This is a genomic window from Mesorhizobium sp. CAU 1732 (assembly GCF_039888675.1).
Lineage (GTDB): Bacteria > Pseudomonadota > Alphaproteobacteria > Rhizobiales > Rhizobiaceae > Aerobium.
In genome coordinates, this window is record NZ_JBDQQR010000001.1 from 494619 (window position 1) to 520447 (window position 25829).

Genomic DNA, 25829 nt, shown 5'->3' on the forward strand with positions numbered 1-25829 from the left:
TTGTTCCGTCGCCTGAATCGTTTGCCCAATTGTTGCCAAGCATGTCCCCCTGTCGCAACGACCGGCCGCCCCCAACCGGTTCCCGGCTCAAACGAGTCGGGCAGCGACGCACGGACTAACCGTCCTCCGCGCGAATATTGCGCAGACTTTACTAAAACTACCGCTACGCAATTAAGCACAAGTTAAATCAGATCGAAACCTGTGATTGTCGCCGCCCCCTGCTTTCATAGCGACCTGTCTGGCCAAGTAAAACGGCTGTCGGGAACCCTTCGGGCACACCCACGGGTTGCGATCACAATCTGCCCTCAAGAAATCGTGAGGTGGGAACCGATTGCCAATGTCCGGCTTGGTCGAGCACGTGCGGCTCTCGCCGCTACGCATTTGAACTGCTGAAGGAACCCCGTGATGCATAGATCCTCCCTCTTTGTCGCAACTGCCTCGATGGTCGCCCTTGCAGCGAGTTCCGCTTTCGCCGTCGAGGAAGTCTTTGAGACGGAGAAGGGGCGGATCCAGGTCACCACGGTGGTCGACGGCATCGCCCATCCCTGGGCGATCGCATTTCTGCCGGAGGGTGGCATGCTGGTCACCGAGAAATCCGGTGCGCTGCGCCATGTATCGGAGGCTGGCGAACTTTCCGAACCGATCGCCGGCACGCCGGATGTCGATGCGCGCGGTCAGGGCGGGTTGCTCGACGTCACGCTCGACCCTGAATTCGCCAACAACCGTCTGGTATATGTCAGCTATGCCGAGGCGGGCGAGGGCGGCAACGGCACGGCCGTCGCGCGCGGCAAGCTGAGCGAGGATTTGACGTCGCTGGATGAGGTCGAAGTCATTTTCCAGCAGCAGCCCAAGGTCGCCAGCACGGCGCATTTCGGCTCGCGGCTGGTCTTTTCCAACGAGGGCCATCTCTACGTGCTGCTCGGCGAGCGATCGCAGGCGCAGTTCCGGGGGCAGGCGCAGGACCTCGATTCGCACCTTGGCAAGGTCGTCCGCATCAATCCCGATGGATCGGTGCCGGAGGACAATCCCTTCGTCGGCCAGGACGGCGCACTCCCGGAGATTTACGCCTACGGCACGCGCAACGTGCAGGCGGCCGCGATCAATCCTGAAAGCGGCGTGTTGTGGGAGATCGAGCACGGTCCGCGCGGCGGTGACGAACTCAACATCATCCAGCCCGGCGCGAATTACGGCTGGCCGCTCGTCACGCTCGGCGTCGAGTACAGCGGCGATACGATCGGCGACGGCCTCGAGACGGCCGAGGGTATGGTTGATGCCATCTACACCTGGACACCCGTCATCGCACCGTCGGGGATGATCTTCTACGGTGGTGATGTGTTCGCCGACTGGCAGGGCAACCTGTTCGTCGGGGGCCTTGCGTCCACCGCACTGGTGCGCCTCGAACTCGATGGCGATGCCGTCGTCCATGAGGAGCGGTTGCTCGAAAGCCTCGGCCTGCGCATTCGCGACGTTGCCGAGGGTCCCGATGGCGCGATCTACGTCGCGACCGATGAGGCCAACGGCGAAATCTTGCGCATAGCCCCGGCCGACTGATTACGACTCGGGCGATGGAGGCGGGGCGCTCGTCACCTCGCCTTCGATCGTCACAGGGTCTCTGGCCGCCGATATCCGGTCGCCTTCGTCCGCCCAGACGAGGGATTTGTAGTCGAATCCGTAGACGAGCGTCGGCTTGACGATCTGGAAGTAGGGCGACAGGTCGAAATCGCGCGGCGTATAAAGCGAGTGGTGCCGGATATGCATGATCTCGCTGCGTGAGTAATTCGACTGGGCCGACGCCCTGCCGGGCGCAAGCGTGACCTCCGGCAGGATCGGGTAACCGATCTCGCCATAGGCTTCGGCGATCATCGAGGAGCAGATCGCCCGTGTCGGGTCGCCCGATCCGAACGCGATCATGCGTCGCCGCCAGCGCACGGGAACCGGCGGGGTTGGCAGGAAATACCGCAGCATGTCGATGATGTTCTTCGTATCGTATTTCAGCCCGAGCCGCTCGATCATGAAGGAAGCGACGTGCTGCCGGTCTTCCGGCGTCAGCCCGTGCGCCCGGCAGATGCGCGTGTTGTAGGTCCGGTATTTCGACAGCGGGACCGCGACGCAGCCTTCGCCCAGATTGACTTCGACGAGGCGCGGGCGCTCCGATCCATCGGCCGGCTCCGGCAGGAGATCGCCGATGTAGAGCGCTGCATGCGACCAGGTGGATTGCGTCAGGTATTTGATCGCCGCCGAAACCTTCTGATTTCCCTCGATCAGCAGCACGTCGCCGGTCTGGAGCGTCCGCCGCAGCGTCTCGGGATCGGACGGGGTGTAAGGCTCATAGCCGGACGACTCACTTTGCAGGCGTCGAGCGAGGAATTGTCCGAAATGATCGAGAAGCGTGTCCTTCGATTGTGTCATCCAAAGTCCAGATATCGATTCCAGGGTCCGTGCGCAGCGCCGCGAACGCTATCAAGACGGCGCCGTGAGAGCAAAGCGGAAAGCGCTCCACAGCGCAGGTCCGCCACGGACCTTGATAAGCGATCGTGTCTCGTCTATATCAGCTTCAAATTCTTGGTCGGTATGGCGAAGAGTGGGTCCACCCGGTCCCGCTCTTTTTTGTTAGCCTCCGACCGCAAGGAGACCTGGTGGCTTCCGAGATGGCAGACCTTCAAACCGCTGACGACCGCATTATCCGCGAGACGGGTGTCGATGCGCGCGTGGCGATGATCATCCAGCCGGTGCTGGCGGCGATCGGCTTCAGGCTGGTGCGCGTCCGCGTGTCGGCTCAGAACGGCATGACGTTGCAGATCATGGCCGAGCGGCTCGACGGCACGATGACCGTCGAGGATTGCGAGGAAGTGAGCCGTGCGGTTTCGCCGGTGCTCGACGTGGAAGATCCGCTCGACAAGGCGTATCATCTCGAAGTCTCGTCGCCCGGCATCGATCGCCCGCTGGTGCGCAAGTCCGATTTCGAGGCCGCCAAGGGCCATCTGATCAAGATGGAAACCGCCGTGATGGTCGCCGAGCGTAAGCGGTTTCGCGGCCGTATCGCGGAGACGACCGAGGACGACGTCCTGATCGAGCGCGACCAGGCGAGCTACGGCGACGAGCCCACCGTTCGCGTGCCCTACGATGCGATCGCGGATGCGCGGCTCATTCTCACGGATGAGCTGATTCGCGAAACGCTCAAGCGGGACAAGGACGCCAAGAAGAAGCGCGGTCTCGAGGACGACGACGAGACCGATGAAGACGAGACCGATGAAGGCGACGCCGATACCGGCGTGCGTGAGCCAGACAACGACAATTGATACGAGCACCCGCCGGACAACAGGCGGACATGCCCCGAGGAGACGAAAATGGCAGTCAGTGCAAACAGGCTGGAACTCTTGCAGATCGCCGATGCGGTCGCGCGCGAAAAGTCGATCGACAAGCAGATCGTCCTCGCAGCGATGGCCGACGCGATCCAGAAGGCCGCGCGCTCGCGCTACGGTCAGGAGACCAACATCCGCGCTGACATCAACCCGACCACCGGCGAGATGAAGCTGCAGCGCCTGCTCGAAGTCGTCGAGACCGTCGAGGAGTATGCCCGCGAGATTTCGATCGTCGATGCGCGCACCCGCAACCCGGATGCCCAGGTCGGCGACTTCATCGCCGAGCAGCTTCCTCCGATGGATTTCGGCCGCATCGCAGCCCAGTCTGCCAAGCAGGTCATCGTACAGAAGGTACGCGAGGCCGAGCGTGACCGTCAGTATGACGAGTACAAGGATCGCGTCGGCGAGATCGTCAACGGCACCGTCAAGCGCGTCGAATACGGCAACGTGGTCGTCGACCTCGGCCGTGGCGAGGCGATCATCCGCCGCGATGAACTGATCCCGCGCGAGAACTACAACTATGGCGACCGCGTCCGCGCCTATGTCTACGACGTGCGCCGCGAGCAGCGCGGCCCGCAGATTTTCCTGTCGCGGACGCATCCGCAGTTCATGGCGAAGCTGTTCACCATGGAAGTGCCGGAAATCTATGACGGCATCATCGAGATCAAGTCGGTCGCCCGCGACCCCGGTTCGCGCGCCAAGATCGCGGTGATCAGCCGCGATTCCTCGATCGATCCGGTCGGCGCCTGCGTCGGCATGCGCGGTTCGCGTGTTCAGGCCGTGGTTGGCGAGTTGCAGGGCGAGAAGATCGACATCATCCCGTGGAGCCAGGACGCGGCCGCCTTTATCGTCAACGCATTGCAGCCGGCAGAAGTCGCCAAGGTGGTGCTTGACGAGGATGCAGAGCGCATCGAGGTCGTGGTTCCCGACGACCAGCTCTCGCTGGCCATCGGCCGTCGCGGCCAGAACGTCCGCCTCGCATCCCAGCTCACCGGCTGGGACATCGACATCCTCACCGAGGAAGAAGAGTCGCAGCGCCGCCAGAAGGAATTTGTCGAGCGCTCGGGCCTGTTCATGGACGCGCTCAACGTCGACGAGATGGTCGGCCAGGTTCTGGCATCGGAAGGCTTCACCTCGGTCGAGGAAGTGGCCTATGTCGAGTCCGAGGAGATCGCGTCGATCGACGGGTTCGACGACGACACCGCCTCCGAGATCCAGATGCGCGCGCGCGAATATCTCGACAAGATCGAAGCCGAGCACGATGCCAAGCGCACCGAGCTGGGCGTGCTGGACGAACTTCGCGAGCTCCCCGGCGTGACCACGGCCATGATGGTCGCGCTCGGCGAGGACGGCGTGAAATCCACCGAGGATTTCGCCGGCTACGCGGTCGACGACCTCGTCGGCTGGAAAGAGCGCAAGGACGGCGAGACGAAGTTCTTCCCCGGCGTCCTGGCCGATTTCAACATCTCCCGGGCCGAAGCCGAGCAGATGGTCGTGGCGGCCCGCATGAAGATGGGCTGGATCACCGAGGAAGACCTGGTCGACGAGACCGAAGAGCAGGCTGAAGAGGAAGCGGCCGGAGCATGATCGTGCGTCCGGACGGAGTAGCACTTGAACGAGATGAACGAACGCACATGTATAGTGACGCGCCAGGCGGGCGAGCCGGAAGGCTTGCTGCGCTTTGTGGCGGGGCCCGACATGTCCGTCGTTCCCGACCTCAAGCGGCAGCTCCCCGGGCGCGGATGCTGGGTAACGGCTGATCGGCTCCACGTCGATGAGGCCGCTCGCAAGAACCTGTTCTCGCGGGCATTCAAGACGAAGGTAACCCTGCCTGCCGACCTTGGTGCGATGGTCGACGGGCTTCTCGTACGTTCGGCGCTCGGTTCGCTGGGCCTGGCCAGAAAGGCCGGGCAGGTGGCTTTGGGGGCCGCGAAGGTCGAGGGCGCGGTGCGCTCCGGCAAAGCCGTTCTGGTGCTTCACGCAGCCGAAGCATCGCCTGACGGGGTTCGAAAGATCGAGCAGGCCCGTCGTGCGGTCGTCTATCAGGAAGGGCCTTCCATCCCCGCCTACAATCTCTTTTCGGAGGCCGAAATGGGTTTGGCATTGGGTGGGGCAAATGTGATACATGCAGCCGTGCTCGCCGGTGATACGGGCAAGGCGGTGCTTAAGCGCATGGTGGCGCTTGACCGATACAGGGGCGGTTCCCCCGAAGACCGGATAGTGGTTGCGGCAACCGGCGATCATGATGACGCCGCAGAGGATATGGAATGAGCGATACGAAATCGGGTGACGACAAGACGCTGAGCGTGAGCACGAAGAAGACGCTGACGCTGAAGCGGCCCGGAGCGGAACAGGGTACCGTGCGCCAGAATTTCTCGCACGGACGCACCAAGGCGGTCGTCGTCGAAACGAAGAAGCGCAAGTTTTCGCTGCCCGGCGACAAGCCGGAGACGCCGCAGCCTGCTGTCACGCTCAAGCCGCGCACGCCGCAGGCTCCGCTGGCGGCTCCCACTGCGCCGCCCCCGCCGCCGCGCCCCGTCGCGCCGGAACGTTCGGGCATGGTCCTGAACGAGCTGTCGTCCGACGAGATGGACGCACGCCGCCGCGCGTTGCAGGATTCCAAGGTTCGTGAAGTCGAGGAGCGCAAGCGCGCCGCCGAAGACGCGAAGCGTCGCGCCGAGGAAGACGAACGCCGTCAGCGCGAGCGTGAGGAATCCGCACGCCGTCAGGCCGAAGAGGAAGCCCGGCTCCAGGCCGAGGCCGAAGCGCGCCGCCGCGCTGAGGAAGAAGCACGCCGTCGTGCGCCTGCCACCGAGACCGTGGCTGTCGCCGAGGAGGAGGAAGAAGCAAAGCCGCGCAGCGGCAGCCCGATCAAGCGTGGCCCGATCAAGCCCGAGGTCGCCGCTCCCAAGCCGGTCAAGAAGGCCGAGGACGATCGCCGTCGCGGCAAGCTGACGCTGACCACCGCACTGTCGGACGACGATGCCAAGCGCGGCCGTTCGCTGTCGTCGATGCGTCGCCGCCAGGAGAAGTTCAAGCGCGGCATGCAGCAGGAAGCGCGCGAGAAGATCGTGCGCGAAGTGGTTCTGCCCGAGACGATCACCATCCAGGATCTCGCCAGCCGCATGGCCGAGCGTGCCGTGGACGTGGTGAAGTATTTCATGAAGCAGGGCCAGATCATGAAGCCGGGCGACCTGATCGATGCCGATACGGCTGAGCTGGTCGCGTCGGAATTCGGCCACACGGTTCGCCGCATCGCGGAGTCCGACATCGAGGAAGGCCTGTTCAACATCGTCGACCAGGAAGGCGATCTGAAGTCGCGTCCGCCGGTCGTCACGATCATGGGCCACGTCGATCACGGCAAGACCTCGCTGCTCGACGCGATCCGCAACGCCAATGTGGTCGCCGGCGAGTCAGGCGGCATCACCCAGCATATCGGTGCCTATCAGGTCGAGAAGAACGGCCAGAAGATCACCTTCATCGATACGCCGGGCCACGCCGCCTTCACGCAGATGCGTGCCCGTGGCGCGCAAGCGACGGACATCGCGATCCTCGTGGTCGCGGCCGACGACAGCGTCATGCCGCAGACGATCGAATCCATCAGCCATGCGAAGGCTGCGGGAGTTCCGATCATCGTGGCGATCAACAAGATCGACAAGCCGCAGGCCGACGCCCAGAAGGTTCGCACGCAGCTCCTCCAGCACGAGGTGTTCGTCGAGTCCCTGGGTGGTGAGGTCCTCGACGTCGAGGTCTCCGCGACCAAGGGCACCAATCTCGACAAGCTGCTCGAAGCGATCCTGCTTCAGGCCGAAATCCTCGACCTGAAGGCAAACCCGGATCGTACCGCCGAAGGCGTCGTCATCGAAGCCAAGCTCGACAAGGGCCGTGGTCCTGTCGCGACCGTGCTGGTGCAGACCGGTACGCTCAAGCCGGGTGACATTCTCGTCGCCGGCAACGAGTCGGGCCGTGTCCGCGCGCTGATCAACGATCGTGGCGAGCAGATCAAGGAAGCCGGTCCGGCGATGCCGGTCGAGGTTCTGGGTCTTCAGGGCACGCCTCAGGCGGGTGATCGTTTCGCGGTCGTCGAAAACGATGCGCGGGCTCGCGAGATTTCCGAGTACCGTCAGCGTCTCGCCCGCGAGAAGGCTGTCGCACGCCAGGCCGGCCAGCGCGGCTCGCTCGAGCAGATGATGTCGCAGCTCCAGTCGTCGGGGCTCAAGGAGTTCCCGCTCGTCATCAAGGGCGACGTGCAGGGTTCGATCGAAGCCATCGTCACGGCGCTCGACAAGCTCGGCACCGACGAGGTGCGCGCACGCATCGTCCATTCGGGCGCGGGTGCGATCACCGAAAGCGACGTCTCGCTCGCCGAGACCTCCAACGCGGCGATCATCGGCTTCAACGTTCGCGCCAACAAGCAGGCGCGCGCGGCTTCGGAAGCTGCCGGCATCGAGATCCGCTACTACAACATCATCTACGACCTGGTGGACGACATCAAATCCGCCATGTCCGGCCTGCTGTCGCCGGAACGCCGCGAGACCTTCATCGGCAATGCCGAGATCCTCGAAGTGTTCAACATCACGAAGGTCGGCAAGGTCGCCGGTTGCCGTGTCACGGAAGGCAAGATGGAGCGTGGCGCGGGCGTTCGCCTCATCCGCGACGACGTCGTCATCCACGAAGGCACGCTCAAGACCCTCAAGCGCTTCAAGGACGAAGTGTCCGAAGTGCCAGTCGGCCAGGAGTGCGGCATGGCATTCGCCAACTACGAGGACATGCGCCAGGGCGATGTCATCGAGGCGTTCCGCGTCGAGATGGTCAAGCGTTCGCTCTAAGACCGAGCGCGGGCGCGAATGGTCTGAGGAATCGAGAAACCGTGGCGTTGCTCTCGCGGGGGCGGCGCGCGGGTTCTTCCAGGCCAAGGCAGGCCAACGAAGACAGGTGATGGCATGTCCGGTTCGGGTGTCCCGCGTATCTGGCAGACGAAAGACGACGTCAGGTTCGCGAAGGACTTCGAGCTTGACGTCGAGGATCACCTGCAGACCAAATATGCGCGCATCACGCCCCTGCGGCGTTTGCCTTTTGTCTGCAGCGTTGGCGTGATCGCCGTTTTCGCCGGGCTGATCTACGCCTACCAATGGTACAGAAGCGGCGACATCGTGACGTTCCTGCTTGTCGCGTCTGCGTTTCTGGTCGGCGGATTGTTGCTCGGCTGGTTGTGCTACGGCTTCGCAGCCCGTGTGATTTTGGGGTTTTGGCGCGGGTTCCTCGAGAAACGCGGGACAATCGGGATACCGATTTCCGCCGAGGCGGACCGTCGCGGCGTCACCATGGTCATGAAAGGTCACACCTGGACAGCCGATTGGGAGAGCTTTCATGCGCTTGAGGAAGACGACCGGCTGTTTTATTTCTGGATTTCGAACTACTACGCCCAGGTCTGGCCGAAGCGGACTTTTTCCGATGAAGAAGTCGTGGAATTCCGCACCCGTATAGAAGAATGGACCGGAAGCGCGCCGGTGTTTCCTCCCAGGATCGCCGGCAACGTGACGCCCCAATATTAGCGGTTTTCGCGACCCGGATGGTCAGGATTTGAACGACAGGATTTCGGCATGAACAAACGAGCTGCCTCGGCGGCAGGCCCCTCCCAGCGCCAGCTTCGCGTCGGCGAACAGGTGCGTCATGCGCTTGCGGACGTGCTCCAGCGCGGCGAGGTGCGCGACGACGTGATCGAGGCGACCGTGATCTCGATCTCGGAGGTGCGTATGTCGCCCGATCTCAAGATCGCGACGGCGTTCGTCGCACCGCTCGGGGCAAAGGATGATCAGGCGATCATCAAGGCGCTTGCGCAGAATGCGAAGTTCATTCGCGGTCGCGTGTCCGGCGCGCTTCGCCAGATGAAATACATGCCGGAGTTCCGCTTCCGGCTCGATACCAGCTACGACAACATGGCCAAGATCGACGATTTGCTGCGCTCGCCCGAAGTCGCGCGCGACCTCGATGATGATGGCGAGAAAGAAGACTGATGTCCCGTCCTCGCAAGAAGAAGGGCCGCCCGGTTTCGGGCTGGCTGGTGCTCGACAAGCCGCACGGCATGGGTTCCACCGACGCGGTGTCCAAGATCAAATGGCTCTACGGCGCTGAAAAGGCCGGCCATGCCGGCACGCTCGATCCGCTGGCATCCGGCATGCTGCCGATCGCGCTGGGTGAGGCCACCAAGACCGTGCCTTACGTGCAGGACGGCGCGAAAGTCTATCGCTTTACCGTGACCTGGGGTCAGGAACGCTCCACCGACGATCTCGAGGGCGACGTCACGCACTCGTCGGACGACAGGCCCGACGAGGCCGCGATCCGCGCGCTTCTGCCGAAATACACCGGCGTCATCATGCAGGTTCCGCCGCAGTTCTCGGCCATCAAGATCGCCGGTGAACGCGCCTACGATCTGGCTCGCGATGGCGGGACGTTCGAAATCCCGGCTCGCGAGGTCGAGATCGGGCGTTTCGATCTGATCGAGATGCAGGATGACGGCTCGACGATCTTCGAGATCGAATGCGGCAAGGGCACCTATGTCCGCTCGCTCGCCCGCGATATCGGCCGCGAACTCGGCTGTTTCGGCCATATTTCCTATCTGCGCCGCACCGAAGTCGACCCGTTCACGGCTGATGATCTTGTCACGCTGGAGGAAATCGAAGCCGCGATCGAGGCAGCGATGCCGCCTCCCGAGGTGGTGGAAGGCGAGGCGGGGCAGCAGCCGGGCAGGCGTCCCGGTCCCGACCAGTGGAAGGCGATCGACGCGCTTCTGGTGGATACCGGTGCAGCCCTCGACTGCCTGCCCCAGGTCGTGGTGACGGACGATACCGCCGCCAAGATCAGGCTCGGAAATCCCGTCATCGTGCGCGGCCGCGACGCCCCCGTCGAAGCCGAGGAGGCCTGTGCCTTCGCGCGCGGCAAGCTGGTCGCGATCGGCGCGATCGAGGCCGGCATGTTCAAGCCGAAGCGGGTCTTCGCGGGCTGATCGCACTCATATTTTTCGCATATTTTCTCTGGCGAGCCGCGCCGCTTGCGGGCATTGTCGCGTGATCGCATGCAGGGAACCCCGTCCATGACTGCTTCGTCGGGCTTGGTGTCGCGCCGTCGCGCCCCGGTGGGTACGCCGCCGGGCACGCTTATTCCTGATGAGAAAGCCTCGCCCACCACGCTTCGGCTTACCCTCATCGATGACGATGCGGTCGAGGAGATTCCGCGGGCGACCATCGCGGATGTCGAGGACGGCATAGCGTCCGGAAAGCGGCTCTGGCTCGATGTCGTCGGCCTGAGCGACCTCGACATGCTCAGCGAACTCGCGCGCATCTTCTCGATAACGCCTCTGGCGTTGGAGGACATCCACAACACCGGCCAGCGCCCCAAGGTCGATATTTATGGCGAGCATGCGCTGGTGTTCATGCACATGATGAGCGGCAACGACGTCGCCTCGAAGGAGCAACTGGCGATCCTGTTCGACCGCCTGCATGTGGTGACCTTCCAGGAGCGACCCGAGGACTGCCTCGATCCCATTCGCCGCCGGCTGCCGGCTCCGCAGGGCCGCATGCGCCGTGGCGGCGCGCCCTACCTCGCCTATGCGATCATCGACACCGTGATCGACGCCTATTTCCCGCTTCTGGAGAGCATCGGCGATCGGCTGGAGACCCTGGAGGATGAGGTCACACGCGATCCCAAGCCGAACGATGTTGCCCAGCTTCACGAACTGAAGCGTGAAATGCTCGTGGTGAAACGGGCGCTGTGGCCGACGCGCGAGATGCTGGCAACCATGACGCGCGAGGATTTCGACCTTGTTCCTGCCGCAGTCAATCTGTACCTGCGCGACACATACGACCACGCGGTGCAACTCATCGACATCGTGGAGACATATCGCGAACTCACATCCGGCCTGCTGGACCTCTACCTCTCCAGCATTTCCACCCGCATGAACGAAGTAATGAAGGTTTTGACCATCGTATCGACCATCTTCATTCCGCTGACGTTCCTGGCGGGTGTCTGGGGCATGAACTTCGATACGTCCGCGTCGCCGTGGAATATGCCGGAATTGTCGGCCTATTACGGCTATCCGCTCGCGCTGCTCAGCATGGCCGTCGTGGGCATGATGCTGGCGCTCTACTTCCGCTGGAAAAAGTGGCTGTGAGCGGTTATCGCTGCAAATCAATGGCTGCACCGACCGGTCTTCTGACCGGCGCCGCCGTGCGGGATGGTCGATGAATTGGTGACGACTGAGACTACGCAGGATCGCGACGCTACCGTCGTGAAAGAGGACCGTCGCACGGCACGCGCCCGGCACGGCCAGATATCGATCGGGGCGATCCTGGCGCTCCTGATGGCGGCGATCATCATTCCGTCGCTGGTTTTCGCGGTGGTCCTGCTTCAGCGCAACAATCAGGCCCAGCAGGAAGTGGTGACGACGCTGGCCGAGGCGACCGCCGGCTCGATATCGGAAACCGTCGATCGCCAGTTGAACGGCATGATGACGACGTTGCGCGTGCTGGAGACGTCGCGCGCCTTCGAACGCAGCAACCTCGGCGATTTCTATCGAAGGGCGGACGAAGCGCTTGAGGGCACGGGCGCGTATCTGATCGCCGTCGACGAGAATGCGAATCAGCTTTTCAACACGCGCGTGGCTTACGGCACGGTTCTTGAGCCGGTCGCCGATCAGGAAACGGTGCGCCGTGCCCTTCTCACCGGAGACCCCGCGATTTCCAACGCCTTTTATGGCGAGACCGCGCAGAAATGGGTCTTCAATGTCGTCCGGCCGCTTGCCGATGCACCCGGGCCGGTGGCGGCCCTGATCCTGACGCAGGATGCGGAACGGCTGTCGGAATCGCTGTCGAGCCAGAACCTGCGCGGCGGCTGGAATGCCGTGCTGGTGGATCGCCAGGGCACGGTACTCGCCTCGTCCTTCATGGGCTCGGACATCGGGAAGCCATTCTTCCTGGCCGACGACCAGAGCGCGACCACCACCACGGTCCGCACGACCGTCCGCTTCGAGAACCGCGGCTATGAGACGATCCGATCGTCGTCCTCGATGAGTGGCTGGAAGACGATCGTCTGGGCGCCGACCGATGTCGTGCAGGCCCCGATGTCGCGTTCGCTGCGTGTCCTGGCGCTCGGCGGGCTGGCGATCATCGCGCTGGGTGCCGTGCTGGCGTGGATTCTCGGCCGCCAGATCACCAACCCGATCCGGCGGCTTGCGCGCGACGCCAGGCGTCTCGGCGCGGGCGAGGATATCGAGGCGGTGGAGTATCCCGTCGGCGAGATCGCGACGGTGTCCTTTGCACTGGCTCAGGCATCGAAGGACCGGCAGGCGGCGGAGAACGAAATCCGCTTCCTGATGCGCGAAGTTGCCCATCGGTCGAAGAACCAACTCACGGTCGTCTCCTCGATCGCCAAGCAGACGGCTCGCTACGCGCGCACCTTCGCGGCCTTCCAGGATGCCTTCCAGAAGCGCGTCCATGGCCTCGCGCGGTCCACCGACCTGCTGATCGCGGGTGGTGTAGCGGGCGTCGAGCTCCGCGAACTCGTGATCACACAGATCGAACCGTTCAGCCCGGGCGACGCCTCGCGCCTGAACGTTGCCGGCCCGCAGTTTCGGCTGTCGAACCAGGCCGCGCAGACGCTTGGCCTCGCGCTGCACGAAATGGCGACCAACGCGGCCAAGTACGGCGCGTTTGCGCACTCGAACGGCAAGCTCGGCGTCGCTTGGAAGCACAAGGGTGAAAACCTCGAACTGGTCTGGCGCGAGACCGTGCCGCGATTGCGCAAGCGCACCGAAACACGCGGCTTCGGCACCGAAGTCATCGAGCGCATGCTGGGTGGCACGCTGGAAGCGGGCATCGAGCGCACGGTTCATCGCGACGGACTGGAGTATCGGTTCACCATGCCGCTGCACCGGCTCGAACCCGATCTCGCCGACGCCGGCGTCGAGGACGCCGCCGCTTGACGGGTGGTTGCCCGGCCTCGCGGAATTCGCTGGTATTGGCGGGCGTTTTGCCCTATATGCCGCGCAACATTCGCTCTCGAGCGACTGTTCACCGGCCCCTGCTGGACGACATCCCGGCTGTGGGCGACCCGTTTCCTAAAAAACAGAAAGGAAAAGCGCGATGTCGATCACCGCAGAGCGTAAACAGGATTTGATGAAGGAATTCGCGACACAGAAGGGCGACACCGGTTCTCCGGAGGTCCAGGTCGCGATCCTCTCCGAACGCATCAAGAACCTGACCGATCACTTCAAGGACCACAAGAAGGATAACCATTCCCGCCGTGGTCTGCTCGCCCTCGTCTCCCAGCGCCGCAGCCTGCTTGACTATCTCAAGCGCAAGGATGAAGGCCGCTACCAGACGTTGATCGAGAAGCTCGGTCTGCGCCGTTAAGAAGTTTGACCGGCGGGCATCCGAAAGGGTCCCGCCGGTCGCGCATATTGGGCTGCCGCAATGTAGCCCGCCTGGCTCCGCGACATGGAAAGGCACAGTGCCGGAGCCGCCTCAGGACACAGTCATGGGGCAGGATTGCAGGGCGCTTTAGGCGGATTGCCGCCGCCCCGACCAGAGCATCGTCCCATAGATGCCCGACCCCAAAGCGTCCCGTTGTCTTGCCCGTGGCTCGTCCTGCAACGAAGCCAGAGAACACGGTTTCGTGCCGCGCAGCGGCATGAACGGTTCTCGCATTGAAGGACAAGACATGTTCAATCATCACAAAGTGGAAATCGAGTGGGGCGGCCGTCCGCTCATTCTGGAAACCGGCAAGATCGCACGCCAGGCTGACGGCGCGGTGCTCGCGACCTACGGCGAGACCGTCGTGCTCGCGACCGTCGTTTCCATGAAGGAACCGAAGCCGGGCCTCGATTTCTTCCCGCTGACCGTCAACTACCAGGAAAAGACCTTCGCGGCCGGCAAGATCCCCGGCGGCTTCTTCAAGCGCGAAGGCCGTCCGAGCGAGAAGGAGACGCTGACGTCGCGCCTCATCGATCGCCCGATCCGCCCGCTCTTCGCCGATGGCTACAAGAACGACACGCAGATCGTCGTCACCGTCGTCCAGCATGACCTGGAGAACGATCCCGACATCCTCGCCATCGTCGCCACTTCGGCTGCGCTGACGCTTTCCGGCGTGCCCTTCATGGGTCCGATCGGCGGCGCGCGCGTCGGCTATATCAATGGCGAATACGTCCTGAACCCGCACCTCGACGAGATGCCGGAGTCGAAGCTCGACCTCATCGTCGCCGGTACGGGCGATGCCGTTCTCATGGTCGAGTCCGAAGCTCAGGAACTCGACGAAGAGATCATGCTCGGCGCCGTCATGTTCGGCCACAAGGGCTTCCAGCCGGTCATCGACGCGATCATCCAGCTCGCCGAAGTTGCCGCCAAGGAGCCGCGCGACTTCACCTCTCCGACCTATGACGAGCTCGAGGCAGAGATGCTGAAGCTGGTCGAGGGCGAGCTGCGCGAAGCCTACAAGAACACCCAGAAGGCCGAGCGTTATGCTGCGGTCGACGCGGTGAAGGCCAAGGTCAAGGCGCATTTCGCACCCGCCGAAGGCGAGACCCCGAAGTGGACCTCGGAGCAGGTCGGCACGGTGTTCAAAGACCTGCAGGCGAAGATCGTCCGCTGGAACATCCTCGACACCGGCAGCCGCATCGACGGCCGCGACCTGTCGACCGTTCGCCCGATCGTGTCGGAAGTCGGCATCCTGCCGCGCACCCACGGCTCGGCGCTGTTCACCCGCGGTGAGACGCAGGCGATCGTCGTCGCCACGCTCGGCACCGGCGAGGACGAGCAGTTCATCGACGCGCTGACCGGCACCTACAAGGAGACCTTCCTCCTTCACTACAACTTCCCGCCCTATTCGGTGGGCGAGACCGGCCGCATGGGGTCGCCCGGCCGTCGCGAGATCGGCCACGGCAAGCTCGCATGGCGCGCCGTGCACCCGGTTCTGCCGGAAAAGGAGCAGTTCCCCTACACGCTGCGCGTCGTCTCCGAGATCACCGAGTCGAACGGCTCGTCCTCGATGGCAACCGTCTGCGGCACCTCGCTGGCTCTGATGGATGCGGGCGTTCCGCTGACCAAGCCGGTTGCGGGCATCGCCATGGGCCTCATCAAGGAAGGCGAGCGCTTCGCGGTTCTCTCCGACATCTTGGGTGATGAAGATCACCTCGGCGACATGGACTTCAAGGTCGCGGGCACCACGGCCGGCATCACCTCGCTCCAGATGGACATCAAGATTTCCGGCATCACCGAGGAAATCATGAAGGTCGCGCTCGAGCAGGCCAAGGGCGGCCGCGAGCACATCCTGGTCGAGATGTCGAAGGCGATCACCGAGGGCCGTTCGGAGCTCGGCGAGTTCGCACCGCGCATCGAGGTCATGCAAATCCCGACCGACAAGATCCGCGACGTCATCGGATCGGGCGGCAAGGTCATCCGCGAAATCGTGGAAAAGACCGGCGCCAAGATCAACATCGAGGACGACGGCACGGTCAAGATCGCGTCTTCGAACGCCAAGGAAATCGAGGCGGCGAAGAAGTGGATTCACACGATCGTGGCCGAGCCGGAAGTCGGCGAGATTTACGAAGGCACGGTCGTCAAGACCGCCGATTTCGGCGCTTTCGTGAACTTTTTCGGCCCGAAGGACGGTCTGGTCCACATCTCGCAGCTCGCCGCCGACCGCGTCCAGAAGACCACCGACGTCGTCAAGGAAGGCCAGAAGGTCTGGGTCAAGCTGATGGGCTTCGACGAGCGCGGCAAGGTCCGCCTGTCGATGAAGGTCGTTGATCAGGAAACCGGCAAGGAACTCGCCCGCGACAAGAAGAGCGCGGACGCGGAAGAAGCCGACGCCTGATCGCCTGAGCGATAGCAATTAAAGAAGGGCGCGACCGAAAGGTGGCGCCCTTTTTTCGTTTGGGTCGGAGTGAAACACCCCCTCCACGATGCTTTGCATGGTCCCCCTCCCCCGCTTTGCAGGGGAGGATCTACGGTCGCGGACGGCCGCAGCGTGGATCCTCCTCCGTTTACGGGGGAGGGGGACCGCCGAAGGCGGTGGAGGGGGTGTTTGGTAAAGATTTAAGCCGCGAAGGGATAGTCGATGAGCCCCTTCGCGCCGCCGCCATAGAAGGTTTCCTTCTGCGGCGCGTTCAGCGGCAGGCCTTCCTCGAAACGGCGGACGAGATCGGGATTGGCGATGAAGAGCTTGCCGAAGGCGACGAGATCGGCGCGTCCGCTCTCGATCGCTTCCTCGGCGAGCTTCTGGTCGTAGCCATTGTTCACGATCCATGCGCCCTTGCCGCCGGCGTCGCGGTAGGCGGCCTTGAACTGCGCGTAGTCGAACGGCTTGCCGCCCTGCTGGAACTCGCGGTCGCCTCCGGTCGCCCCTTCGATGACGTGGATATAGGCCAATCCGTAGGCCGCGAGCTTGCTCGCGACATAGTCGAAGAGCGGTTGCGGATCGGGGTCGGAAGCATCGTTCGCAGGCGTGACCGGCGACAGGCGGATGCCGACGCGACCGGCGCCGGCAGCCGACACGACCGCTTCGACAACCTCGAACAGGAAGCGCGCGCGGTTCTCGATCGACCCGCCATACTCGTCGGTGCGGTGGTTGCTGCCCGAGCGCAGGAACTGGTCCACCAGATAGCCGTTGGCCGCGTGAATCTCGACGCCGTCGAAGCCGGCTTCTTCCACGGCGGCTTTCGACGCGCGGTGGTAGTCGGCGACGATGCCCGGCAGTTCCTCGCGCTTGAGCGCGCGCGGCTCGGACGTTTCGGCAAACGAGCCCGTCCCGTCTGCGGAGATCAGGTAGGTCTTCGACTTGGCGCGCAGGGCAGACGGCGCGACCGGCTTGCCGCCGCCGGGCTGCAGCGAATCGTGCGAGATGCGGCCGACATGCCAGAGCTGGGTGACGATTTTTCCGCCAGCCTCATGGACCGCATCGGTGACCGTGCGCCACGCCGCGAGCTGCTCCGCGCCATAAAGGCCGGGCACGTCCGCATAACCCTGTCCCTGATGCGAGATCGCAGTCGCTTCGGTGATCAGCATGCCGGCGGTCGCGCGCTGCGTGTAGTACGTTACCGAAAGCTCGGTGGGCTTCGCGCCGGGCGAGCGGTTGCGCGTCAGCGGCGCCATCGCGAAGCGGTTCTGAAGCGACAAATCACCAACTGTGACGGGATCGAAAATCGTGGCCATGGGGATCTTTCTTGTTTCTGGGAAGGGAAGGCGAAATCAGAGGTCGTTCAGGAACGATCGCATGGCGGCGATCGTCTCCTCGTTGCGCTTGTAGAAGACCCACTGGCCGACGCGGCGCGCCGTGACCAGATCGGCCCCTGACAGGGCGGCGAGATGGGCTGAGATGGTCGATTGCGACAGCCCGCAGCGCGCGAACTGCCCGGCGCAAACGCCCATTTCCAGCGGATGTTCCTGACCGCCGAAATGGACCTCCGGCTCTTTCAGCCACGACAGCATGTCGCGGCGAACCGGGTGGGCCATGGCCTTCAGGGTGATGTCCTTGTCCATCTCGTGTCTCTTATCGAACAACGGCGATTTATATATCGTCACATGGCGATATGAAAACAACCGGGTTTCACGCGACCGTGTTCTCGGGCAATACGATTGCGTTTATCCCTGGGTTACGGGGAACGTGACCCCATTGGCGGCACAAAGCTTGACCTTGGCGCTTCGAGCATGAAAGACGCACAATCCGGCGCGTTGCGTGCCGGTTTGACGCGAGAGGACGCCCTGCGTGACTGATGGTTCGTTGAAGACGCTGTTCCACCCGTTCGACACGGGGATTCTCGACGAGCCGCAGACCGGGGAGCGCGCGCTCGTCATCAATGCGCCCGCGGATTTTCGTGCGCCGTCCGGCTTCGATGCCGTGCTCTCGCTGGTTCAGGATTTCCGTCCCGCATTTCGTGCGCTGGAAGCGGCCCGCTTCGCTGTCACGCCGGTGGCGCAGGGCGATGCCTATGACCTCGTACTGGTCTTTTGCGGCCGGCACAGGGGCCAGAACGAACTCTGGATAGCCGACGCGCTGGAGCGCGTGCGCGCCGGTGGACGCATCGTCGTGGCCGGCGGCAGGACGGAAGGCGCGGCGAGCCTGCGCAAACGCATCGCGGCGCTGGTCGAGATCGAGGACCACGCGTCGAAGAACCATGGCGTGGTCTTCTGGCTCGTCGCGCCTGCTTTGCCCGCGCAGGTCATCGACACCCTGCGCGCCGCCAACCCAGCCTCGTCGATCGAGGGCGGCTTTTCTGCGCAGCCCGGCGCCTTCTCGCATGACCGGATCGATCCCGGCTCGGAATTCCTGATCGAGAACCTGCCGCAAGGCCTGAAAGGTGCCGCGGCCGATTTCGGCGCCGGCTGGGGCTATCTGTCGGTCATGCTGGCAAGGCATGCACCGACCGTCGCCTCCATCGACCTCTACGAGGCAAGCCATATCGCCTGCGAAGCGTCGAAGGCGAACCTCGCCGCTCTCGCGCCGGATACGCAGGCGACCGTCCACTGGTGCGATCTTCTGGCTGAGAAGGTCGAGCGCCGCTACGATCTTCTGGTGATGAACCCGCCCTTCCACCAGGGCAGGGCGGCCGAGCCGACGATCGGCGAGGGCATGATCCGCGCCGCGTCCGCCGCGCTCAAGCCGGGTGGGCGGCTGTTCATGGTCGCGAACCGGACGCTGATGTACGAGCCCATGTTGCAGGCAGGTTTCGCGCGCCATGGTGAGGTGTCACGCAACGAGCGTTTCAAGGTGTTGTGGGCGGTGCGATGACGCGCGGGCGTCAGTGCATGGCGATCTTTTGCAGCGGCTTCGATCGCGGTACTTTCGATCCGATCGGACCGGGCCGGCCATACAGATAGCCCTGCACGACCTCGCAGCCGGCAGCGCGCAGCAGCGTCACCTGGTTCTCGGTCTCGACACCCTCGGCGATCGTATGTACACCCAGCGCCCGCGACAGGCCGACGATGGTCGAGACGACAGCCCCTGAATTCGCGTCCGTCTCCAGCCGCTGCACGAAGGACTGGTCGATCTTCAGCTTCTTGAACGAGAAGTCGATAAGGTAGCTGAGGTTGGAATAGCCCGTCCCGAAATCGTCGACGGCCACCGAGATGCCCATGCGCGCGAGTTCGTCCAGGATGTGCGCGGCGCGGCCGCGATCCTGCATCATCGCGGTCTCGGTCACTTCGAGTTCGAGGCGCTTGGGGTCGATGCCGGTCACGTCGATCACGTTGCGCACCATGGCCAGGAAATCCTTGGTCATGAACTGCACGGGCGAAATGTTCACGGCGACGAAGCAGTCCTGCGGCAGGAGCCGCGCATCCGAGCAGGCCTTGTGCAGCACCCACTCGCCGATCGGCCCGATCATGCCGGTCTCCTCGGCGATCGGCACGAACTCCGTCGGCGGGATCATGCCGCGCTCGGGGTGCTTCCAGCGCACCAGCGCCTCATAGCCGACGATCCTGCCGCTCGGCAGGTCGAATTGCGGCTGGTAGTGCAGGTCGAAATCGCCGCGCTTGAAAGCGAGGTGGAGCTCGGATTCGATCCACTGGCGATACTCGGCCACCTTGCCCATCTCGGCATGGAACACCGACCAGTTGCCGATGCCGCCGGCGCGCGCATGCTGAAGCGCGAGGTTGGACTTGCGCAACAGCACCACCGGGTCGATCCCGTCCTTCGGCATCGCGACGATGCCGACCGAGAGGTTGATGGATTGCAGGTGCGACGGGAGCTGATAGGGCTGCATCAGCTTTTCCATCAGATACTCCACCAGCGTGTCGACAGGGCCCATATCCGGCGTGTCGTGGATGAGCACGGCGAACTCGCCGGCCCCGATACGGCCCATTTCCACCGTGTCCGGGAGAATTTCGCGAAGGCGCCTGGCGAAGGCGCGGATGAGCTGGTCGCCCTGGCTGTAGCCGATGGAATCGTTGACCTGCTTGAAGCGGTCGATATCGATGTCGATCAGGAAGACCGGCTCGCCATTGCGGATCGTTGCCGATGCGGCCTCGGCGATCTTGCCGATCATCGCGGTCCGCGCATGCAGGCCGGTGAGCTTGTCGACCTGCGTTTCCTGATAGACGTAGCTGACGGATTCGTCGACGCCGGCGAAGAACGACATCGCCGCGAGCGACGCCGCAAGTGCGCAGAGTGCTGCCAGCGCACCACCGACGACTTCCGACGGAAGGCCTGCGACATGGCTGCCGTAACCGAGCTTCAGTCCCCACAGTCCGAGCATGAAGCTGCCCAGTCCCGACGCGGCGATCGTGATCAGCCGGAAGGTGGTGCTCCGTGTCGGATTGGTCTTGTTGTCCATGCCAGCGTCCTTCAACCCTGGCATGATATATCGCAGGTTCCTTAAGAACCGTTTCTACCGGTCGTTACAATTGGTGAAATGACGCAAGCGTCAGTTTAACCCTCGTCGGTGCGCTTCAACTCGTCCAGCGTGGGCATCGACACGATGTGATAGCCCGAATCGACATAGTGGATTTCGCCGGTCACGCCGGATGACAGGTCCGACAGGAGGTAGAGCGCGGAGCGGCCGACCTCTTCCGACGATACGGTCCGGCGCAGCGGCGAATTGCGCTGCTGGTAGGAATACATCAGCCGCGCATCGGAGATGCCGGCGCCCGCCAGCGTCCGTACGGGACCGGCGGAAAGGCCATTCACGCGAATGCCGCGCGGGCCGTAATCGTTCGCGAGGTAGCGCACGCTGGCCTCGAGCCCTGCCTTCGCCACGCCCATCACATTGTAGTTCGGCATGACGCGGACCGACCCGGCATAGGTCAGCGTGATCATCGAGCCGCCATTCGTCATCAGCGGGGCCGCGTGCTTCGCCACTTCGGTGAAGGAGAAGCACGAGATCACCATCGTGCGCACGAAATTCTCGCGCGTGGTGTCGGCATAGAGGCCCTTGAGCTCGTTGCGATCCGAAAAACCGATGGCGTGAACGATGAAGTCGAGCCCGCCCCATTCGGATTTCAGCGCATCGAAGGTTTCGATCACCGTGGCAGTGTCTTCCACATCGCAGGGCAGCACGAGCTTCGCGCCGACCTGCTCGGCCAGCGGCTTTACGCGGCGGCCGAACGCGTCGCCCTGATAGGTGAAGGCCAGTTCGGCGCCGTGATCTGCAAGCTGCTTGGCGATGCCCCAGGCGATCGAATGATCGTTCGCGACGCCCATCACGAGGCCGCGCTTGCCCTTCATCAGCCCGTCCATGCGAAGCCGTCCCGCCCTAGTTCTGATAGCGCTGGAAGACCAGCGTCGCGTTGGTGCCGCCAAAGCCGAACGAGTTCGACAGGACCGTGTCGATCTTGGCATTGTCGATGCGCTTGCGCACGACCGGCATGCCTTCGAATTCGGGGTCGAACTCCTCGATATGCGCGCTTTCGCCGATAAAGCCGGCCTGCATCATCAGGATCGAATAGATCGATTCCTGGACGCCGGCAGCACCCAGCGAGTGCCCGGTCAGCGACTTGGTCGATGCGATATGCGGCATCTTGGTCCCGAACACTTCGCGGATCGCGCCCATTTCCTTGGAATCGCCGACAGGCGTCGATGTGCCGTGCGTGTTGATGTAGTCGACGTCGCCGGTGACGGTGGAGAGTGCCTGGCGCATGCAGCGGATCGCGCCTTCGCCCGACGGCGCCACCATGTCGTAGCCGTCCGACGTCGCGCCGTAGCCGGTCACTTCGGCATAGATCGTCGCGCCGCGTGCCTTGGCATGCTCCAGTTCTTCCAGAACCAGAACGCCGGCGCCGCCGGCGATCACGAAGCCGTCGCGGTTGACGTCGTAGGCGCGCGAGGCGACGGATGGCGTATCGTTATACTTGGACGACATCGCGCCCATCGCGTCGAACAGGTTCGACATCGTCCAGTCGAGGTCTTCGTGGCCGCCGGCGAAGATGATGTCCTGCTTGCCCCACTGGATAAGCTCGTAGGCGTTGCCGATGCAGTGCGCCGACGTCGAGCAGGCCGACGAGATCGAATAGTTCACGCCGTGAATCTTGAACGAAGTCGCCAGCGTTGCCGATGCGGTCGACGACATCGCCTTCGGCACCGCGAACGGCCCGATGCGCTTGGGGCTGTTGTTCTTTTCGGTGATTTCGGCGGCTTCGACGATCGTCTTGGTCGACGGGCCGCCCGACCCCATGATGATGCCGGTGCGCTCGTTGGTGATGTCACCGTCCTCGAGGCCGGCGGACGCGATCGCCTGCTGCATGGCCACATGGTTCCACGCGCCGCCCTTGTGCAGGAAGCGCATCGCGCGGCGATCCACGAGTTCGGTCGGGTCGAGCGTCGGCGCGCCCCAGACCTGGCACCGGAAGCCGTGCTCGGCGAAATCGTTGGAGAATGTGATGCCGGACTTGGCATCGCGGAGCGATGCCTGCACCTCGTCGGCGTTATTGCCGATCGAGGATACGATGCCCAGTCCCGTGACGACGACACGTCTCATATGAGGGTCCTTTCGCTGCGCGCCGCACATGCTGCGGTCGCGGCTGGTTCCGGAAGGTTTGCTTCAGGCGGCTTCCTGCTTGGACAGGCCGACGCGCAGGTCGGTCGCCGTATAGATCTGTTCGCCGTCCGCCTTCAGCCAGCCGTCAGCCGTGCCGAGGACGAGGCGGCCGCGCATCACGCGCTTGAAATCGATGCCGTACTCGACCTTCTTGACCGAAGGCGTGACCATGCCCTTGAACTTCACTTCGCCGGTGGAGAGCGCCATGCCCTTGCCCGGAAGGCCGAGCCAGCCGAGATAGAAGCCGGTCATCTGCCACATGGCGTCGAGGCCCAGGCATCCCGGCATGATCGGGTTGCCGATGAAATGGCACGGGAAGAACCAGAGGTCGGGCTTGATGTCGAGTTCGGCGCGGATATAGCCCTTGTCGAATTCGCCGCCCGTCTCGCTGATGTCGGTGATGCGATCGAACATGAGCATGGGCGGCGCGGGTAGCTGTGCGTTGCCGGGGCCGAAAAGCTCTCCCCTGCCGCATGCCAGCAGTTCCTCGTAGTCGTAGCTCGATTTCTGTTCGAACATCGTCACTCCCGTCCCTTGCTCGTCGACGGCCTGTCGGATCGCCTGTCGTGGCTCCCAACTATCACAGTCCGTTTCAGACTGGAAACCGCGAACGGCTCTAGCGCGCCGCCCGACGAGGGTCAATGTGCCGCTATTGATCGCGTATCAGGTACAGAATATATGTTGAGATGGTGGCGATGCGAATGAATTCGCAATTCGGTACGATGAAGCGAAGGGAAAGCAGCGTTTGACGCAGGCTTGCGACACACTGGGCGAAGAAGTCGAAATGCGGGTCCGGGCGGCCGGCCTTCGTCCGACGCGTCAGCGCGTGGCTTTGGCGGATCTGCTGTTTGCCAAGGGTGACAGGCATCTGTCGGCCGAAGAGCTGCACGAAGAGGCGCTTGTGGCCGGCGTCGCCGTGTCGCTCGCGACCGTCTACAACACGCTCCACCAGTTCACCGAAGCCGGCCTGCTCCGCATCCTCGCGGTGGAAGGGTCGAAAACCTATTTCGACACCAACACGTCCGATCACCATCACTTCTTCATCGAAGGCGAAAATCGCGTGATGGACATCGATACCGGCATGGTGACGGTCCACAACCTGCCCGAGCCTCCGGAAGGCATGGAAATCGCGAACGTCGATATCGTCGTTCGTCTTCGCCCGAAAGCGCGGTAGTCAGCGCGCCAGGCGCGGCCCCCGCATCAATCCTTGTAGGTTTCGCCCGGATACGCGCCCCAGATCTGCGTCTGGCTCATCCACCCGCGATGGCCGGCAAATTCCATCTCGCACCATTGACCGTTGCAGACGCTGATCGATCCGATGACGCCCGGTTCGAGCCTGGCTACGATGCGCGACGTCGTGTCGGGCTGCGCGCGCAGCAGGAGCTCGCTTTCCTTGCCTTGCTGCCAGGGTGCTGCCACAGCGGTGCGGCGGCCTGAAAGCAGCGACTGGTTGATCCAGCCTTCCGCGCCTTCCGCGTCGCGAACACGGCGCCAATTGTCGTACTCCTGGATGATTTCCATCGGCACGCCGGCCTTCATGTACATCCATTCGACGGGATAGTTGAGGCCGGGGCCGATCCGCAGATTGACCTTGCCGGATTTGAGGCTGACGAAGCGCGGCAAGGGCAATCCGCTTGGTCCCATGCTCGCGGATTGCGCGTAGGCTGCGCCTGTCGGCGCGCACAGCATCAGGGCGGCGAGACCAGCCGCTGCCAGAATTCCAGTCGATGATTTCCGCGACGTGACGCGAGAGCCCATTTTTCCAACCCACGATTACCTGACGAACCCGGCCCCGGTGACCTCATCGGGCGGCCCTTTTTCTTTGTCATCTGCAGGACGGCTTGTTACACAGGCTCCAAGACCGCGACCTGGTCGACACAGATTCCAAGTGTCGCCAATCTTGGTTAAAGAGGTCTCAACGAGACCCTGTATTCGAGGACGTCATGGTCGCCAGGAAAAAGCCCCTCGTCGTGATCACCCGGAAACTGCCGGACGCGATCGAGACCCGTATGCGGGAGCTTTTCGATGCGCGCCTGAATGTGGACGACCGGGCGCTGACGCAGCCCGAACTCGTGGCCGCCGTTACGGAGGCCGACGTGCTGGTTCCGACCGTCACCGACCGCATCGACGCGGCGCTGATCGCGCAGGCCGGGCCGAGCCTCAAGCTCATCGCCAATTTCGGAAACGGCGTCGACAACATCGACGTCGCCGCCGCCGCGAAGAAGGGCATCGTCGTCACCAACACGCCCAATGTGCTGACGGAAGACACTGCGGACATGACCATGGCGCTGATGCTGGCCGTTCCGCGCCGCCTCACCGAAGGTGCGACCGTCCTGAAGGGCGACGGCAAGTGGACGGGCTGGTCGCCGACATGGATGCTGGGACGCAGGCTCGGCGGCAAGCGCCTCGGCATCGTCGGCATGGGCCGCATCGGCACCGCGCTCGCACGCCGCGCGAAATCCTTTGGCCTGTCGATCCATTATCACAACCGGCACAAGGTCGCGCCGGCGACGGAGGATGCGCTGGAGGCGACCTATTGGGAAAGCCTCGACCAAATGCTCGCCCGCATGGACATCATTTCGGTCAACTGCCCCTCGACGCCTGCGACCTTCCATCTCCTGTCCGCGCGGCGTCTCGCGCTGATGCAGCCCTCCGCCTATCTGGTGAACACCGCGCGCGGCGACATCATCGACGAGGACGCGCTGGTCAAGATGCTGGAAGGCGGCAAACTTGCCGGTGCGGGGCTCGACGTGTTCGAGCACGAACCGGCGGTCAACCCGAAACTCGTGAAGCTGGCCGCCAAGGGCAAGGTCGTGATCCTGCCGCATATGGGCTCGGCTACGATCGAGGGCCGTATCGACATGGGCGAGAAGGTGATCATCAACATTCGCGCCTTCTTCGACGGCCACCGCCCGCCGGATCGCGTTCTGCCCTCGCGGGCGTGA

At 63.5% G+C, this 25829-nt stretch carries 23 protein-coding genes; 15 read left to right on the forward strand and 8 right to left on the reverse strand.

The annotated features are described in order from the left end of the window. Positions 1-405: 405 nt before the first annotated feature. Positions 406-1551: a PQQ-dependent sugar dehydrogenase gene (locus AAFN55_RS02615; RefSeq protein ID WP_347797331.1), complete on the forward strand. Its 1146-nt coding sequence runs from the start codon at positions 406-408 to the stop codon at positions 1549-1551. Here AAFN55_RS02615 and AAFN55_RS02620 read toward each other — a convergent pair whose 3' ends face one another. Further along, a complete protein-coding gene (locus AAFN55_RS02620; protein ID WP_347797332.1) occupies positions 1552-2409 on the reverse strand; it encodes a YiiX/YebB-like N1pC/P60 family cysteine hydrolase in 858 nt (285 codons plus the stop codon). A 239-nt stretch (positions 2410-2648) separates the two neighbouring features. On the opposite strand from AAFN55_RS02620, the gene rimP reads away from it, so the two are divergent. The 11 genes from rimP to pnp all read left to right on the forward strand — a co-directional run bounded on the left by rimP (position 2649) and on the right by pnp (position 16229). Further along, positions 2649-3299 (forward strand): ribosome maturation factor RimP, encoded by a 651-nt coding sequence (gene rimP / locus AAFN55_RS02625; RefSeq protein WP_347800157.1) that lies wholly within the window; start codon positions 2649-2651, stop codon positions 3297-3299. 48 nt (positions 3300-3347) lie between these two features. Then, positions 3348-4949, forward strand: coding sequence for a transcription termination factor NusA (nusA, locus tag AAFN55_RS02630; RefSeq protein ID WP_347797333.1), 1602 nt, complete (start codon positions 3348-3350; stop codon positions 4947-4949). Positions 4950-4982: 33 nt separating this feature from the next. Continuing rightward, on the forward strand, positions 4983-5633 hold the full coding sequence (locus tag AAFN55_RS02635) for an RNA-binding protein (RefSeq protein ID WP_347800158.1): 651 nt from the start codon (positions 4983-4985) through the stop codon (positions 5631-5633). After that, positions 5630-8191, forward strand: coding sequence for a translation initiation factor IF-2 (infB, locus tag AAFN55_RS02640; protein WP_347797334.1), 2562 nt, complete (start codon positions 5630-5632; stop codon positions 8189-8191). The genes AAFN55_RS02635 and infB overlap by 4 nt, the downstream gene beginning before the upstream one ends. Positions 8192-8305: 114 nt before the next feature. Then, positions 8306-8917 carry a YcxB family protein gene (locus AAFN55_RS02645; protein ID WP_347797335.1) on the forward strand — a complete coding sequence of 204 codons (612 nt, stop codon included), beginning with the start codon at positions 8306-8308 and terminating at the stop codon, positions 8915-8917. A gap of 48 nt (positions 8918-8965) precedes the next feature. Then, a complete protein-coding gene (gene rbfA / locus AAFN55_RS02650) occupies positions 8966-9379 on the forward strand; it encodes a 30S ribosome-binding factor RbfA (protein WP_347797336.1) in 414 nt (137 codons plus the stop codon). Then, complete coding sequence (gene truB, locus AAFN55_RS02655) at positions 9379-10368, forward strand: tRNA pseudouridine(55) synthase TruB (protein ID WP_347797337.1); 990 nt, start codon at positions 9379-9381, stop codon at positions 10366-10368. Before rbfA ends, truB begins: the two co-directional genes overlap by 1 nt. An 87-nt stretch (positions 10369-10455) precedes the next feature. Beyond that, positions 10456-11532: a magnesium/cobalt transporter CorA gene (gene corA / locus AAFN55_RS02660; protein WP_347797338.1), complete on the forward strand. Its 1077-nt coding sequence runs from the start codon at positions 10456-10458 to the stop codon at positions 11530-11532. 78 nt (positions 11533-11610) lie between these two features. Then, entirely contained in the window at positions 11611-13341 is a 1731-nt protein-coding gene (locus AAFN55_RS02665; protein WP_347797339.1) for a sensor histidine kinase, read from the forward strand. Positions 13342-13501: 160 nt separating this feature from the next. Then, positions 13502-13771, forward strand: a complete 270-nt coding sequence (rpsO, locus tag AAFN55_RS02670; RefSeq protein ID WP_347797340.1) for a 30S ribosomal protein S15 — start codon at positions 13502-13504, stop codon at positions 13769-13771. Positions 13772-14078: 307 nt separating this feature from the next. After that, entirely contained in the window at positions 14079-16229 is a 2151-nt protein-coding gene (gene pnp, locus AAFN55_RS02675) for a polyribonucleotide nucleotidyltransferase (RefSeq protein WP_347797341.1), read from the forward strand. A gap of 221 nt (positions 16230-16450) precedes the next feature. On the opposite strand, the gene AAFN55_RS02680 is transcribed toward pnp, so the two are convergent. Both AAFN55_RS02680 and AAFN55_RS02685 read right to left on the reverse strand, forming a co-directional pair. Next, positions 16451-17566, reverse strand: a complete 1116-nt coding sequence (locus tag AAFN55_RS02680) for an alkene reductase (protein WP_347797342.1) — start codon at positions 17564-17566, stop codon at positions 16451-16453. Between the two features lie 36 nt (positions 17567-17602). Then, the gene (locus tag AAFN55_RS02685) at positions 17603-17893 is read right to left on the reverse strand and encodes a metalloregulator ArsR/SmtB family transcription factor (protein ID WP_347797343.1); all 291 of its coding nucleotides are present in this window, start codon (positions 17891-17893) and stop codon (positions 17603-17605) included. A 226-nt stretch (positions 17894-18119) separates the two neighbouring features. On the opposite strand from AAFN55_RS02685, the gene AAFN55_RS02690 reads away from it, so the two are divergent. Continuing rightward, complete coding sequence (locus AAFN55_RS02690; protein ID WP_347797344.1) at positions 18120-19142, forward strand: class I SAM-dependent methyltransferase; 1023 nt, start codon at positions 18120-18122, stop codon at positions 19140-19142. Between the two features lie 10 nt (positions 19143-19152). Here the strand turns inward: AAFN55_RS02690 and AAFN55_RS02695 are convergent, their stop codons facing one another. The 4 genes from AAFN55_RS02695 to fabA all read right to left on the reverse strand — a co-directional run bounded on the left by AAFN55_RS02695 (position 19153) and on the right by fabA (position 23403). Beyond that, positions 19153-20685 carry a bifunctional diguanylate cyclase/phosphodiesterase gene (locus tag AAFN55_RS02695; RefSeq protein WP_347797345.1) on the reverse strand — a complete coding sequence of 511 codons (1533 nt, stop codon included), beginning with the start codon at positions 20683-20685 and terminating at the stop codon, positions 19153-19155. Positions 20686-20780: 95 nt separating this feature from the next. Continuing rightward, on the reverse strand, positions 20781-21587 hold the full coding sequence (gene fabI / locus AAFN55_RS02700) for an enoyl-ACP reductase FabI (protein ID WP_347797346.1): 807 nt from the start codon (positions 21585-21587) through the stop codon (positions 20781-20783). Positions 21588-21603: 16 nt separating this feature from the next. Then, positions 21604-22824 carry a beta-ketoacyl-ACP synthase I gene (fabB, locus tag AAFN55_RS02705; protein WP_347797347.1) on the reverse strand — a complete coding sequence of 407 codons (1221 nt, stop codon included), beginning with the start codon at positions 22822-22824 and terminating at the stop codon, positions 21604-21606. Positions 22825-22887: 63 nt separating this feature from the next. Beyond that, a complete protein-coding gene (gene fabA / locus AAFN55_RS02710; RefSeq protein WP_347797348.1) occupies positions 22888-23403 on the reverse strand; it encodes a 3-hydroxyacyl-[acyl-carrier-protein] dehydratase FabA in 516 nt (171 codons plus the stop codon). Between the two features lie 265 nt (positions 23404-23668). Here fabA and irrA point away from each other — a divergent pair, with 265 nt between their 5' ends. Continuing rightward, a complete protein-coding gene (gene irrA, locus AAFN55_RS02715; protein WP_347800159.1) occupies positions 23669-24058 on the forward strand; it encodes an iron response transcriptional regulator IrrA in 390 nt (129 codons plus the stop codon). A 26-nt stretch (positions 24059-24084) separates the two neighbouring features. On the opposite strand, the gene AAFN55_RS02720 is transcribed toward irrA, so the two are convergent. Next, entirely contained in the window at positions 24085-24573 is a 489-nt protein-coding gene (locus AAFN55_RS02720) for an SH3 domain-containing protein (protein WP_347800160.1), read from the reverse strand. Positions 24574-24827: 254 nt separating this feature from the next. Between AAFN55_RS02720 and AAFN55_RS02725 the strand changes: the two genes are divergently transcribed. Beyond that, the gene (locus AAFN55_RS02725; protein ID WP_347797349.1) at positions 24828-25829 is read left to right on the forward strand and encodes a D-glycerate dehydrogenase; all 1002 of its coding nucleotides are present in this window, start codon (positions 24828-24830) and stop codon (positions 25827-25829) included.